The sequence below is a fragment of the Proluteimonas luteida genome (assembly GCF_021191695.1).
GTDB lineage: Bacteria > Pseudomonadota > Gammaproteobacteria > Xanthomonadales > Xanthomonadaceae > Luteimonas > Luteimonas luteida.
On the sequence record NZ_JAIWPT010000015.1, the window covers coordinates 25,240 to 38,193 of the forward strand.

Annotated in this window: 12 protein-coding genes; 4 read left to right on the forward strand and 8 right to left on the reverse strand. The window is 71.5% G+C overall.

The window, feature by feature from the left end:
- Positions 1 to 3: 3 nt before the first annotated feature.
- The 5 genes from hutG to LDO26_RS13465 all read right to left on the reverse strand — a co-directional run bounded on the left by hutG (position 4) and on the right by LDO26_RS13465 (position 5,386).
- Positions 4 to 786, reverse strand: a complete 783-nt coding sequence (gene hutG / locus LDO26_RS13445; protein WP_232131607.1) for an N-formylglutamate deformylase — start codon at positions 784 to 786, stop codon at positions 4 to 6.
- 80 nt (positions 787 to 866) lie between these two features.
- A complete protein-coding gene (gorA, locus tag LDO26_RS13450) occupies positions 867 to 2,249 on the reverse strand; it encodes a glutathione-disulfide reductase (protein ID WP_232131608.1) in 1,383 nt (460 codons plus the stop codon).
- Entirely contained in the window at positions 2,246 to 3,493 is a 1,248-nt protein-coding gene (locus LDO26_RS13455) for an NAD(P)/FAD-dependent oxidoreductase (RefSeq protein ID WP_232131609.1), read from the reverse strand. Before LDO26_RS13455 ends, gorA begins: the two co-directional genes overlap by 4 nt.
- A 5-nt stretch (positions 3,494 to 3,498) precedes the next feature.
- Positions 3,499 to 4,740, reverse strand: a complete 1,242-nt coding sequence (locus LDO26_RS13460) for a DUF418 domain-containing protein (protein ID WP_232131610.1) — start codon at positions 4,738 to 4,740, stop codon at positions 3,499 to 3,501.
- 166 nt (positions 4,741 to 4,906) lie between these two features.
- On the reverse strand, positions 4,907 to 5,386 hold the full coding sequence (locus tag LDO26_RS13465) for an FKBP-type peptidyl-prolyl cis-trans isomerase (RefSeq protein WP_232131611.1): 480 nt from the start codon (positions 5,384 to 5,386) through the stop codon (positions 4,907 to 4,909).
- Between the two features lie 134 nt (positions 5,387 to 5,520).
- Here LDO26_RS13465 and LDO26_RS13470 point away from each other — a divergent pair, with 134 nt between their 5' ends.
- The 4 genes from LDO26_RS13470 (at position 5,521) to LDO26_RS13485 (ending at position 8,479) form a co-directional block, all read left to right on the forward strand.
- Positions 5,521 to 6,057, forward strand: a complete 537-nt coding sequence (locus LDO26_RS13470) for a C40 family peptidase (RefSeq protein WP_232131612.1) — start codon at positions 5,521 to 5,523, stop codon at positions 6,055 to 6,057.
- A 110-nt stretch (positions 6,058 to 6,167) separates the two neighbouring features.
- Entirely contained in the window at positions 6,168 to 6,830 is a 663-nt protein-coding gene (locus tag LDO26_RS13475; RefSeq protein ID WP_232131613.1) for a C40 family peptidase, read from the forward strand.
- A 350-nt stretch (positions 6,831 to 7,180) separates the two neighbouring features.
- On the forward strand, positions 7,181 to 7,591 hold the full coding sequence (locus LDO26_RS13480) for a hypothetical protein (RefSeq protein ID WP_232131614.1): 411 nt from the start codon (positions 7,181 to 7,183) through the stop codon (positions 7,589 to 7,591).
- Positions 7,592 to 7,603: 12 nt separating this feature from the next.
- A complete protein-coding gene (locus tag LDO26_RS13485; protein WP_232131615.1) occupies positions 7,604 to 8,479 on the forward strand; it encodes a bile acid:sodium symporter family protein in 876 nt (291 codons plus the stop codon).
- 93 nt (positions 8,480 to 8,572) lie between these two features.
- Here LDO26_RS13485 and LDO26_RS13490 read toward each other — a convergent pair whose 3' ends face one another.
- The 3 genes from LDO26_RS13490 to LDO26_RS13500 all read right to left on the reverse strand — a co-directional run bounded on the left by LDO26_RS13490 (position 8,573) and on the right by LDO26_RS13500 (position 12,947).
- On the reverse strand, positions 8,573 to 10,042 hold the full coding sequence (locus LDO26_RS13490) for a M16 family metallopeptidase (protein ID WP_232131616.1): 1,470 nt from the start codon (positions 10,040 to 10,042) through the stop codon (positions 8,573 to 8,575).
- Positions 10,043 to 10,052: 10 nt separating this feature from the next.
- A complete protein-coding gene (locus tag LDO26_RS13495; RefSeq protein WP_232131617.1) occupies positions 10,053 to 11,510 on the reverse strand; it encodes a M16 family metallopeptidase in 1,458 nt (485 codons plus the stop codon).
- A gap of 102 nt (positions 11,511 to 11,612) precedes the next feature.
- Positions 11,613 to 12,947 (reverse strand): dicarboxylate/amino acid:cation symporter, encoded by a 1,335-nt coding sequence (locus tag LDO26_RS13500; protein WP_232131618.1) that lies wholly within the window; start codon positions 12,945 to 12,947, stop codon positions 11,613 to 11,615.
- Positions 12,948 to 12,954 lie beyond the last annotated feature (7 nt).

Consider the following 12,954-nt stretch of genomic DNA (forward strand, 5'->3'; position numbering starts at 1 on the left):
CTCTCAGCGCAGCGTGGTCTCGAGCAGGGTGCGCAACAGTGCCTGCAACGGCGCCGCGCGCGCGGCGTCGAACGCGAAGCTGTCCTCGTTCATGTAGCAGCGCTGGCTGATCTCCATCTGCACGGCGTCGATGCCGCGCCCGGGATCGCCGAAATGCCGGGTGATGTGGCCGCCCTTGAAGCGGCCATTGGCGACCCAGCCGTAGGCGCCCTGCGCCGCCAGCACGTCCTCGAGCGCAGCCTGCAGCGCCGGACGGCAGCTGGCGCCGCCGGCGGTGCCGAGGTTGAGGTCCGGCAGCCGGCCGTCGAACAGGAACGGCAGCTCGCCCTTGATCGAATGTCCTTCCCACAGCACCACGCGCCCGTGAGCCTCGCGCAGCCGCGCCAGTTCCCCGCGCAGCGCGGCGTGGTAGGGCCGCCAGTAGCGCTCGACACGGGCGCGCACCTCCGCCTCGTCCGGGGCGGCGCCGTCGCGATAGACCGGCGTGCCGTCGAACTGCACCAGCGGGCACAGGCCCGTGGTGTTCTGGCCGGGATACAGCGAGACATCGTCCTCGGAGCGGTTGAGGTCGACGACATAACGCGAATGCGACGGCACCAGCACGGATGCGCCGAGGTCGCGCGCGAACGCATACAGCCGGGCGATGTGCCAGTCGGTGTCCGGCACCCGCCGTGCCGACGGCGTCAGCCGCGCGGCGATGTCGTCGGGTACGTGAGTGCCGTCGTGCGGCAGGCTGACCAGCAACGGCGCGGTGCCGCGATGCAGGGCGAAGAGGGTGTCGGTCATGCTGCGATTGTAAGCGGTGGAGACGGCGTCCTGTCCGGGCGCAGCGGACGCGACGCGTGTCCGTGTCCCCTACCCCCGTGTCACCGCATCAGCACCACTTCTTCGGCGCTGGTCGGGTGGATCGCGATCGTGTCCTGCAGGTCGTCGAGGGTGATGCCGCGCTTGAGCGCGACCGCGAAGCCCTGCAGGATCTCGTCGGCGCCGTCGCCGAGCAGGTGCAGGCCGACCACGCGCCGCTCCGCGCCGACGCAGACCAGCTTGAACAGGCTGCACTGCGCGGTATCGGCCAGCGCTTCGATCATCGGCCGGAAGCGGCTGGTGTAGACGTGGACATCGTCGCCATGGGCCTCGCGGGCCTGCGCTTCGGTCATGCCGACCATGGCCAGCGGCGGATGCGAGAACACCACGCTGGGCACGTTGTCCGCATCGAGCTTCGAGCCGGGGCGGCCGCCGAACAGCCGGTCGCAGAGCCGGCGCGCGGCGGCGATCGCGACCGGCGTCAGCGCCGGCCCGCAGCCGCAGATGTCGCCGACCGCATAGACGCCGGTGGCGGGTGTCTGCTGCCAGTCGTCGACCGGGATGTTGCCGTCGGCATCGGGGGTGACGCCGACGCGCTCCAGGCCGAGGCCGGCGGTGTTGGGACGACGGCCGATGGCGAGCAGCGCCACGTCGCAGGCATGCGGCGCGGCGCCGTCGGCACCGTGCAGGCACAGGCTGCCGTCGGCCTCGCGCTCGATGCGCTCGAGCACGTAGCCGGTGTGCAGCCCGATTCCCAGCTGGTGGTAGTTGTCCTGCAGCTGCGCGACCAGTTCGGCCTCCGCCGGGCGCAGCAGGCGCGCATCGCGCACGAACATGTCGACCTGGCTGCCCAGCGCCTGCAACACGCCGGCCAGTTCCACCGCGACGTAGCCGCCGCCGACCAGCGCCACCCGTGCCGGCGCAGCGCGCAGGTCGAAGAAGTCGTCGGAGACGCCGGCCAGTTCCGCGCCCGGCAGGTCGGGCCGGCGCGGGCTGGAACCGGTCGCCAGCACGATGTGCGGCGCGGCCAGGCGCACGCCGTTGTCGGCCTCGACCACGCCCTCGCCGGCCAGCCGGCCGCGCGCGGGCACGACCACGATGCCGTCGCGGTCGAGCCGGCTGCGGTAACTGTCGTGGATACCGTGGATGTAGCGCTCGCGGTCGGTGAGGAACTCGCACCAGTCGAACGCGACCCGGCCCGCGTCCGGCAGGACGAAGCCGAGCCGGGCGGCGGTCTGCAGCCGCATGCCGAGATCGGCCGCCAGCCACATCGCCTTCTTCGGCACGCAGCCGGCATTGACGCAGGTCCCGCCGAGCGGGCCGGGTTCGAGCAGGGCCACGCGCGCGCCGTGTTCGGCGGCGCGGAAGGCCGCGGCCAGCCCGCCCGAACCGCCGCCGATCACGATCAGGTCGAACGCCAGCGCGTCCGCGGCCGCGGCATTCACGCGAATCGCGCCGGCGCGTAGGGAGCAGGATCAAGGCGCGGCTCGCGGCCGCAGATCAGGTCGGTCATCAGTTGTCCGGTCGCCACGCTCATGCTGACCCCGAGCATGCCATGACCGGTCGCGAGCCAGAGGTGACGACGGCCGGGCACCGGCCCGAGGATCGGCACGTCGTCGACGCTGACCGGCCGCCAGCCGAACCACTCTTCCTCGCGCACCGCGCCGACCGGCTCGTGCAGGTACTCGCGTGCGCCGCGCTCGAGCGCGGCCAGCCGGACGGGATTGAGCGAACGGTCGTAGCCGGAGAATTCCATCGTGCTGCCGAGCCGGAAGCCGCTGTCCCAGACGGTCACGCAGACGCTGCGTTCGTGCAGCACCAGCGGCCGTTTCGGCACCAGCGCCGGCCGGCTGTAGGTGATCGAGTAGCCCTTGCCCGGCTGCACCGGAATGCGCAGGCCGAGGCTGCGGTCGAGCGTCGGCGACCACGCGCCGGCCGCCAGCAGCAGGTCGCGTCCCGTGAACACGCCACGCGCGGTCTGCGCGCGCACGCCGTCGCCGGTTTCCTCGAACGCCTGCACCTCGCAGTCCTCGACGATCACGCCGCCTGCCTCGCGGAACGCGCGGGCGAGGCCGGCGACGTAGCGGTCGGGACGCAGCCGCGCGTCGCCGGGGAAACGGACCGCGCCGGCCACGCCTTCGCGCAGCGCCGGCTCGCCGCGCAGGTACTCGGCGCCGTCGACCTGCTCCACCGCGATGCCGAGCGCGCGCAGCTGGTCGGCCTCGTCGGCGAAGGCGTCGAAGTCGGCGCGGCTGCGATAGACGTGATCGACGCCGGAGGACTCGAACTCGCAGGCGATCCCGTGCCGTGCCAGCCAGACCGGCAGCGCGGCGCGCGAGTCCTGCAGGATCGCGACCCGCGCCTGCATCGCCTGCAGCCAGTCGCGGCGGTTGCAGCGCGCGGCGAAGCCGAGCATCCAGCGCCACAGGGCCGGGTCGAAGCGCGGGCTCACGCGGAACGGCGCGTCGGGCGTCAGCATCCAGCGCAGCACCCTGGCGATGGTGCCCGGCGCGGCCAGCGGCGCGGCATGGCTGGGAGTGATGGTGCCGCAGTTGCCGTGCGAACTGCCGCAGCCGGCGGTGCCGGCCTCGAGCACGCGCACCTGGCGGCCGGCCTCGAGCAGCGCAAGACCGCAGGCCAGGCCGACGACGCCGCCGCCGACGATCAGCACGTCGTCGCGATCCGCCATCGCCGTCACGCCGTCGCCGCAGCGTCGTCGCGGCGCCACGCCGGACGCCGCCCGTAGGTCAGCCAGCGCCACAGCCATTCCATCGGTCCATAGCGGTGACGGGCCAGCCACAGGTGGCTGACCGCCACCTGCAGCGCGAACACCAGCAGCACCAGTCCGGTCTGCGCCGCGCGACCGAGTTCGCCCCACAGCCCGAAGCCGTAGCCGTAGAACAGCAGCGAGCAGACCAGCGACTGTCCCAGGTAGTGGGTCAGGGCCATGCGGCCGGCCGGTGCGACCACGCCGAGCACGCGCGCACCGGTCGCGCTGGACCAGGCCAGCACCAGCAGCGCCACGTACGCCAGCGACAACGGCAATGCGCCCAGCAGCATCAGCGCCGCCGCCGCGACGCCGCGCGGATCGAACGCGCCAGCAGGGAAGCTGGTGCCCAGCGCAACCGATGCCGCGGTGAACAGCGCGCCCGGCGGCAGGGTGAAGGCCAGCAGCCGCCACCAGAAGCGGCGCTTCGACGCCGGATCGCGCAGCCAGCCGCCGCGCATCAGCCAGCTGCCGACCAGGAACACGGCCAGCACCATCGGCACGAACACCATGTTGCCCTGCAGCCCCACCATCGCGTAGTCGAGCACACGACGCAGCGTGACCGCGCCGAAACCGCCGTCCGGGTACACCGCCGCGGCGGTGGCCGCGGCCGAGGCGAAGTCCGCCTGCATGCCGGCCATGACGTCGGCGGGCAGGACCAGCAACAGGCCGGCATTGGCCAGGTAGAACAGGCACAGACCGAGGTACGCCAGCAGGCCGATCAGCAGTTGCCATTTCGGCGACAGGCCGCGCATCAGCATCAGCAGCAGGCCGGCCAGCGCATAGGTATGCAGGATGTCGCCGGGCCACAGCAGCACGATGTGCAGCACGCCGAAGCAGAACAGCGCCGCCATGCGCCGTGCGAACACCCGCTCGACCGACTGCCCGGCCGCGGCGATGCGCTCGCTCATCAGCACGAAGCCCATGCCGAACAGCAGCGAGAACAGGGTCCAGAACTTGCCGGCGACGAAGACGTGCACGAACCAGGCGGCGGCGTGGTCGAGCCCGGTGGCATCGGCCGGGATGCCCGAGCCCATCTGCTGCATCGGCCGCGAGAACCACTCGATGTTCATCAGGAACACGCCCAGCAGCGCGACGCCGCGCAGCATGTCCATCACGCCGAGGCGCTCGCCCGCGCTTACCGGCCCCAATCCGTCCTGCCTGCCCATGCCCCTGCTCCTGTTCCGCAATGCCGCCCGGGCGGCACCAGTACCCGGGACGCCGCCTGCCCCCGCAGTGTGACCGACCGGCGGACCATCGGCACGTCCGCAACCGCATTGCGCGGGCAGCCGGGGCGGACGCGGCATCGCCGCGCGCCCCGGCTCCACGGCCCCGTCAGTGCTGGTGGCCGCCGTCGCCGTGCACGTGGCCGTGCTCGATCTCCTCGGCCGACGCCTCGCGCACCTCGACGATCTCGATGTCGAACTGCAGGTCCTTGCCGGCCATCGGGTGGTTGAGGTCGACGTCGACCACGCTCATGCCGACCTTCTCGATCGTCACCGCGCGCGGGCCGAAACTGGTGTTGAGCACGACCTGCTGGCCGGGCACGAGCTTCTGCGCGCCGAAGTGCTTCTTGGGCACGCGCTGGGTCATGCCCTCGCGGCGCTCGCCATAGGCCTCTTCGGCGGTCACGTCGGCCTTGAAGGTGTCGCCGGCCTCGTGTCCCTCCATCGCCTTCTCCAGGCCGGGGATGATGTTGCCGTGCCCGAACAGGATCGCCAGCGGCTCGCGGCCCTGCGAGGTCTCCACCGGCTCCTGGCCAGCCTCGGCAACGCTGTAGTGGAAACGGACGACGCGGTCTTTCTCGATCTTCATGGCGATACTCGTTGGAGCGGGCGGGCCGCTTGAGGGAAAAGGCACGCTTGGGGCACGATGCCGGCAATCCGCAGACAGGCGTCGCCCCCGTGCAAGGAACCCCGCATTATCCCGACTCGGCCGCGTCCGCGCCAATGCGCCGCCGCCGCGGCGACGCGGGCCGCCGGCTCGCCGGACTCGCGCTCGCCGGCCTGCTGCTGGCCGGATGCGGGCGCAACGACGTGCGCCCGGTCGCGCCGGCGCAGGCCCCGGCCGCGACCCGCGAATGGGCGCAGGTCACCCCCGGCAATCCGGCCGCGGCCAACGCGGTGCTGATGCGGGCGATCAGCCTGGTCGGCACGCCCTACCGCTACGGCGGCAACACGCCCGAGGGCGGCTTCGACTGCAGCGGACTGGTCAACTACGTGTATCGCGACATGCTCGACCTGCGCCTGCCGCGCACCTCTCGCGACCTCTACGCCTACCAGGGACCGAAGATCGCCCCCGAACGCTTGGCCGCCGGCGACCTGGTGTTCTTCGGCAGCGGCAACGCGGTCACCCACGTCGGCATCTATGTCGGCGAGGGCCGGTTCGTGCATGCGCCCAGCACCGGCGGCACGGTGCGGCTGGACCACCTCGACGGCAGCTACTGGCGGCGGACCTACACCGGATCCAAACGCGTCCTTCACTGAATTGCGTTCAAAAACGAGCACTTGCACGCATTCATTAATCCTTTTTTAACACTCTGTCGACAATCGTCCGGTAGCTTCCCCCGCTGGTCCGCGACAGATGTGAAACCCACGTGACGAAAAAAGACGCTTCCCAAGGCGCTTCCGCCACCCACTCCCGCAAGACCTTCCGCATCCTCATCGCCACCGTGCTGCTGACTTCCGCAGCCGCCCCGGCCCTCGCCGGCCCCGGCCTGGCGGGCGACTCCGCCGACCAGATCGAACCGGTGACCTCGGTCGCCCGGACCCTCGCCACCCCGGCCACCCAGGTGGCGCAGCCCGAAGTGCTGCTGGCCAGCGACATCAACCAGCTGATCGCGCTGGACGTCGACAAGCCGATCCAGGTGCAGGCCGACGGCCGCATCGAAACCGTACTCAAGCGCGCTCTGACCCTGCTCGGCACCCCGTACCGCTGGGGCGGCTCGTCGCCGGACAGCGGCTTCGACTGCAGCGGCCTGGTCGGCTACGTGTTCCGCACCGCGCTGGGCATCGAACTGCCGCGCGTCTCCCGCGACATGGCCCAGAACGGCGAGCGCGTCGATCGCGCCGCGCTGACCGCAGGCGACCTGGTGTTCTTCGGCCGCCGCGGCAACCGCATCGACCATGTCGGCATCTATCTGGGCGAAGGCCGCTTCGTGCATGCACCGCGCACCGGCAAGGACGTCATGGTGTCGGAGCTGGATTCCGGCTACTGGGCGGCCCGCTTCAAGTCCGCGCGCCGGGTCGCCGGCGTCTGAGCGGCGACGGCCACTGACGCTGCCGACCGAAGGCCGCCGCAGGGCGGCCTTTTCGCGTTCGGGGACATGCGCCGTGCCGGCGGGCGGATAGCGGAGAGGAAGCAGGTCCCTCGCTGCGCTCGGGACGACGGTGACGGGGCGGAAACGACACGCGAATTGCCGACGCCGCGATGCCCCGTGTCGTCCCGGGCGCGGGGGCTTTCCCGGAACCCGCCCCGTCGGCGACGCAGCGCCGACCTGCGCGATGCGAACGCGATATCCACCGCCCGCATCGCGATGCGGTGGCGCAGCTTGCAGCGCGTGCCGCATGCGGCGATGCTGCGGTACGACGTCCGCGCTCGGGAGGCGCTGTGATCCGCACGATCTTTTCGGTGATGGCCGGCATGCTGGTCGCGATGATGCTGATGCTCGGCCTCGAATTCCTCGGCAGCTGGCTGTTCCCGCTGCCCGGGGGCCAGCTGACCAGCGAAGCGGACCTGGCCGAGATCGTCGCCAACGCCTCGACCGGAAAGCTCGCCTGGGTGCTGCTGGGCTGGCTGGTCGCGGCCTTCGGCGGCGGCTGGGTCGCGGCGAAGCTGGCGCGCGTGCACCGGGTCGGCGCCGCGGTCGCGGTCGGCGTGCTGATCGTGCTGGGCGTGCTGCTCAATGCGTGGCTGCTGCCGCACCCGCTGTGGATGAGCCTGCTCGGCGTGCTCGGCCCGGTGCCGCTGGCCTGGACCGGCGGCCGTCTCGTGGCCCGCCGCCACGCGCCGGCCCGCTGACGGCGCCGGGCGATGGAATCGACCCTGCTGACGACGCTGCTGCTGCCGCTGGCCCTGGGCGTGATCATGTTCGGGCTGGGGCTGGGCCTGACGCTCGAGGATTTCCGCCGCATCGCCCGCTATCCGCGCGCGGTGCTGGTCGGCCTGCTGCTGCAGATCGGCGTGCTGCCATGGGCCGCGCTCGGGCTCGCGCTCGCGTTCCGCCTGCCGCCGGAACTGGCGGTCGGCCTGATGCTGCTGGCCGCCTCCCCCGGCGGCGCGACGGCCAACATCTACAGCCACCTGGCACGCGGCGACGTGGCGCTCAACATCACCCTGACCGCGGTCAACAGCGTGCTGTGCCTGGTCACGCTGCCGGTCATCCTCAACCTGTCGCTGGAGTTCTTCCTCGGCGCCGGCCAGTACGTGCCACCGCCGACCCGCAAGATCGTCGAGGTCGCGGTGATCATCGTGCTGCCGGTCAGCCTGGGCATGCTGGTGCGGGCCTTCGCCACCGGTTTCGCCGGTCGCATGGAAAAGCCGATCCGGCTGCTGTCGGTGCTGGTGCTGGTGCTGCTGATCGGCGCCGCGGTCGCGCAGGCCTGGAGCACGCTGCTGGGCTATTTCGCCGCGGTCGGCATCGCCTGCCTGCTGTTCAACCTGGTCAGCATGGGCACCGGCTATCTCGCACCGCTGGCCCTGAAACTGCCGCGCCGGCAGGCGATCGCGATCGCGATGGAGATCGGCATCCACAACGGCACGCTGGCGATCTTCATCGCGCTCAACGTGCTGCAGAGTCCGATGATGTCGGTGCCGGCCGCGGTCTACAGCCTGTTGATGTTCTTCACCGCGGCCGCGTTCGCGTTCTGGCTCAACCGCAGGCCGGCGACGGCGGCCGAAGCCGCCTGAGCACGCAGCGGAGCGATCGGTCCGCCACCTGCGTTGCCGGCCGGCGCAGGTGGCGGGTCGCGACCCGCCACCGATGGCCGGCCACCTTGCCGGTCAGTCCTGCCTGAACGCGCCGTAGGGCGCGAGCTGCTCCGCGACCCCGGCATCGCCGACCACGACGATGCTCTGCTGCTTCGGGTCGAAGAACTCGCGCGCGACCGACTGCACCTGGCGCGCGGTGACCGCGTTGGTCTTCTCGACGTAGGTGCTGAGGTAGTCGGCGGGACGGCCCAGCAGCCAGTTGCCGGCCAGCGCCGAGGCGACCGCGCCCTGCAGCTGGTTCTGGAACAGGTAGGTGCCGGCGGTGAAGCGCTTGGCCCGCTCCAGCTCGTCGGCCGGCACGGGGCGCTCGCGCATCTGCTCGAATTCCTTGAGGAATTCGCCGATCGCCGCACCGGTGACCTCGTTGCGCACGTCGGCCTGGGCCTGGAACGCGCCGCCGAGCGCGCGCAGGCCGAAGCTGCTGCCGGCGCCGTAGGTGTAGCCCTTCTCCTCGCGCAGGTTGCGCATCAGCCGGCTGTCGAAACCGCCGCCGAGGATGGTGTTGGCCAACGCCGCGGGAATCGCGCGCTCGTCGTCGGCGGCGAAGGCGGGACGCCCGATGCGCACCGCCGACTGCACGCTGCCGCTGCGCGGCACCAGCACGAACTGCGGCGCCTGCGGATAATCCGGCGCCGCGACCTCGGGCAGCGTGCCGGCGGCGCCCTGCCAGTCGCCGAAGACCTGGTTCGCCAGCGCGACCGCCGCGTCGGCGTCCAGCGGCCCGGCGATCACCAGCAGCGCACGCTCGGGGTGGAAGCGCGCGGCATGCGCGGCCTGCAGGCCGGCGATGTCGGTGCCGTTGATGCCGGCCTCGGTCGGCAAGGTGTTGCCGTAGGGATGGCTGCCGTACAGCACCCGCCCCATCGCCAGATTGGCCTGGTACGACGGCTGCGCCTGCATCGCCTTGAGGCTCTGCAGCGCGTTGACCTTCGCCAGCTGCACCTCGTTCTCCGGGAACGCCGGATTGCGCACGACGTCGGCGAACAGCGCCGCCAGCGGCCGCGCCGACGACGACAGGCCCGAGGCGCTGACGAACACGCCGTCGCTGCTGGCGCTGGCGCCGAGCGAGGCGCCGAGGCGCTCGAGTTCCTCGGCGATCTGCACCGAACTGCGCGTGGCCGTGCCTTCCTGCAGCAGGCCGGCGAGCAGGTTCGACATGCCGGGCAGTTCCGTGGGATCGCTGGCCAGCCCGCCACGCACGGCCAGCACGAAATCGACCTTCGGCAGGCCGCCCTGGCGCGGCAGCACCCAGACGGTCAGGCCATTGTCGAGCCGGCGCTCGACCAGGCCCAGTTCCGGCAATGGCCTGTCGGCGTCGTAGGCCGGCAGGCCGGCGGGGAGTTCGGTCGGCGGCGCGGCTTCGGGCGCAGGCGCAGCGCCGTCCTGGGCGTGCGCGGACAGGGCGAACAGGCAGGCGCCGAGCGCCAGGGCCAGCGGGCGCAGCGCGCGGGTGCCGCGACGGGATGGGTTGCGGATGTCCATGTCGGTCTCCTCAGTCCTGGCCCGGCGCGACGGCCGGGGCGGCGGGCGGGGTCGGCGCTTCGAGGCCGCGGGCGGGGGCCATCGCGGCCGGCACGCGGTCGATGACGGTGCGGTTGGCGTCGGTCAGGTAGGTCCGCGCGACGCGCTGCACGTCGGCCACGGTGACCGCCTGCACCCACTGCGGCACCTTGTTCAGGGTCTCGGCATCGCCCCACAGCAGCTGCGCCTTGGCCAGTTCGTCGGCACGCGAGATGAACGGCTCCAGGCCGTCGACGTAGTCGGCCAGCAGCTTGGTCTTGGCCGCGGCCAGGGTCTCGGCGGGCACGCCCTCGGCGACGATCTTCGCGATTTCCTCGTCGATCGCGCCCAGTACCGCGTCCGGCTCGACATCGGGCTTGTACAGCGCGAACAGCGTCAGCAGCGTCGGGCCGTCGTAGTCCCAGGCATGGCCCAGCGGCCAGCCCATGCCGCCATTGATGTTGAGCAGCTGTTCGCGGCCCTTGACCAGCCCCTGGTACAGCCGCGACGCGTCGCCGCCGGCCAGCAGTTGGGCCAGCACCGCCATCGGCGCCTGGTCGTCGCTGCCGCGGCCGGGCACCTTCCAGCCGACCGCGAGCGCCGGCACCTGCGCCAGCGCGTCGGCCTGCGCCTCGCGCCGGCCCTCGGTGTTCAGCGGTTCGGACACGTCCGGGCGCGCGGGCGTCGGCCGCGCCGGGATGTCGCCGAAGTATTCCTCGACCAGGGCGAAGGCCTCGTCGGCCGAGATGTCGCCGGCGATGCCGACGACCGCGTTGTTCGGCCCGTAGTAATCGCGGTGGAAGGCCTCGACGTCGGCCAGCGAGGCGTTCTCCAGGTCCTCGAAGCTGCCGTAGCCGTCGTGCGCGTTGGCCCACTTCGAGAACGCCAGGCGGTTCATGTCGAACACGAAGAACAGGCCGTAGGGCTGGTTCTGCACGTTGACCCGGATCTCCTCCTTGACCACGTCCTGCTGGTTCCTGAGGTTCTCCTGGGAGAAGTCCAGCGTCTTCATGCGGTCGGCCTCGAGCCACAGGATCGGCTTGAGCGCGGACACCGGCGCGGTCTCGATGTAATTGGTGTAGTCCGGCCGGGTGGAGCCGTTGAGGCGGCCGCCGCCGCCCTGGATCACGCGGTCGAACACCCCCTTGGGCGCGGTCGGCGTGCCCTGGAACATCAGGTGTTCGAACAGGTGGGCGAAGCCCGTGCGGTTCTCCGGCTCCAGCCGCATGCCGACGTGGTAGACCACGCTGACGCCGACGGTTGGCGAACTGCGGTCCTCGGAGACGACGACGGTCAGGCCGTTGTCGAGCTTGCGGGTTTCGATCGGCAGGCGCCATGCCGCCGTGCCTTCCGTCTGCGTGCTCTCCGTCTGCGTGCCTTGCGCCGCCACCGGGGCGGCGAACATCGCGAGCAGCGCTAACGCGCCACCCAGCCCTGCGAATCGCTTCATCGTCGGTTCCCTTGTCCCACCCCGCTCCCCGGGGCCCGGATTTCCGACTATAGGGACCTGGACATTATTGGCGTGTGCAGATCGTCATGACCCGCGGCCGCGTCAGTCGTGGCGATCCAGCGACGATGCCGGCTCCCGGGCTTCCCGCGCCGTCTCCGGCTCGTCGTCGAGCCCGACGTTGCTCGACGCGGCCTCGTAGACGTCGCGGTCCAGCAGCCCGGTCTCGCGGGCGACCAGCACCGGCACCAGCATCTGCCCGGTGACGTTGGTCATCGTGCGCATCATGTCGAGGATCCGGTCGATCGCCAGCAGCAGGCCCAGGCCTTCCAGCGGCAGCCCGGCGGCCGACAGCACCACGGTCGCCATCACCACCGCCGTGCCGGGCACGCCGGCGGTGCCGAAGCTGCCCAGCACCGAGGCCAGCAGGATCGCAGCGAACTGGGCGAAGCTCAGCTCGATGCCGAAGTACTGGGCGATGAACACCGAGGCCAGCGTCGGATAGATCGCGCCGCAGCCGTCCATCTTGATGGTCGCGCCCAGCGGCACCGCGAACGCGGCGTAGTCCCTGTTGACGCCGAGGTTGTGGGTGACCGCGCGCAGCGCCACCGGCATCGACGCCAGGCTCGACGAACTGACGAACGCGACCTGCATGCCCGGCGCGGCGCCGCGGAAGAACTTCAGCGGATTGAGCCCGTGCGCCAGCAGCAGCCCGCCGTAGACGAACACGATGTGCGCGGCGCAGGCGACGTACAGCGCAACGACGAAGCTGCCCAGCGGCAGCAGTTTGTCGAAGCCGTAGGTGCCGACCAGCGCCGCGATCAGGCCGAAGGTCCCCAGCGGGGTCATCTCCAGCACGAAACGGGTGACCTGGATCATCGCGTCGCTGGCCTGCCCGACCAGCGTGCGCAGCGCCGCGACCCGCGCGCCGAGCTTGACCAGGGCGAAGCCGAGCAGGCCGGCGAAGAAGATCACCTGCAGGATGCGTCCTTCCGCCAGCGCCGCGAAGGGATTGGTCGGCACGACATTGAGCAGCACCTCGACCGGCGTCGGCACCTCGCGCGGGGTGTAGTCGGCCGGCGGAGTCAGCGAGCCGGCCTCGACGCTCAACCCCGGATTGAAGAGGTAGGCGGCCGCGAAACCGACGCCGACCGCGAGCACCGCGGTCGCGGCGAACCAGCCGAAGGTACGGCCGCCGAGCGCGGCGATCGACTGCTGCCCGTGCAACGCCGACACCGCGTTGATGACCGCGAAGAACACCAGCGGGACCGCGATCATGCGGATCAGGTTGACGTACAGCGTGCCCAGCGGCTGCAGCCAGGTGCCGGCCGCCGGCCCCATCAGCCAGCCGACCAGGGCGCCGAGCACGAAGGCGCCGAGCACGCGCTGCCAGAACGGAATGCGGAACCAGGCGGAAAACAGCGACGAAAACAGGGACATGGCGGCG

Bases quoted from the DNA above. Each gene is read 5' to 3' on its own strand.
- hutG (WP_232131607.1), bottom strand. From the start codon at position 786: ATGACCGACACCCTCTTCGCCCTGCATCGCGGCACCGCGCCGTTGCTG.
- LDO26_RS13455 (WP_232131609.1), bottom strand. From the start codon at position 3,493: ATGGCGGATCGCGACGACGTGCTGATCGTCGGCGGCGGCGTCGTCGGC.
- LDO26_RS13460 (WP_232131610.1), bottom strand. From the start codon at position 4,740: ATGGGCAGGCAGGACGGATTGGGGCCGGTAAGCGCGGGCGAGCGCCTC.
- LDO26_RS13465 (WP_232131611.1), bottom strand. From the start codon at position 5,386: ATGAAGATCGAGAAAGACCGCGTCGTCCGTTTCCACTACAGCGTTGCC.
- LDO26_RS13470 (WP_232131612.1), top strand. From the start codon at position 5,521: ATGCGCCGCCGCCGCGGCGACGCGGGCCGCCGGCTCGCCGGACTCGCG.
- LDO26_RS13485 (WP_232131615.1), top strand. From the start codon at position 7,604: ATGGAATCGACCCTGCTGACGACGCTGCTGCTGCCGCTGGCCCTGGGC.
- LDO26_RS13490 (WP_232131616.1), bottom strand. From the start codon at position 10,042: ATGGACATCCGCAACCCATCCCGTCGCGGCACCCGCGCGCTGCGCCCG.
- LDO26_RS13495 (WP_232131617.1), bottom strand. From the start codon at position 11,510: ATGAAGCGATTCGCAGGGCTGGGTGGCGCGTTAGCGCTGCTCGCGATG.
- LDO26_RS13500 (WP_232131618.1), bottom strand. From the start codon at position 12,947: ATGTCCCTGTTTTCGTCGCTGTTTTCCGCCTGGTTCCGCATTCCGTTC.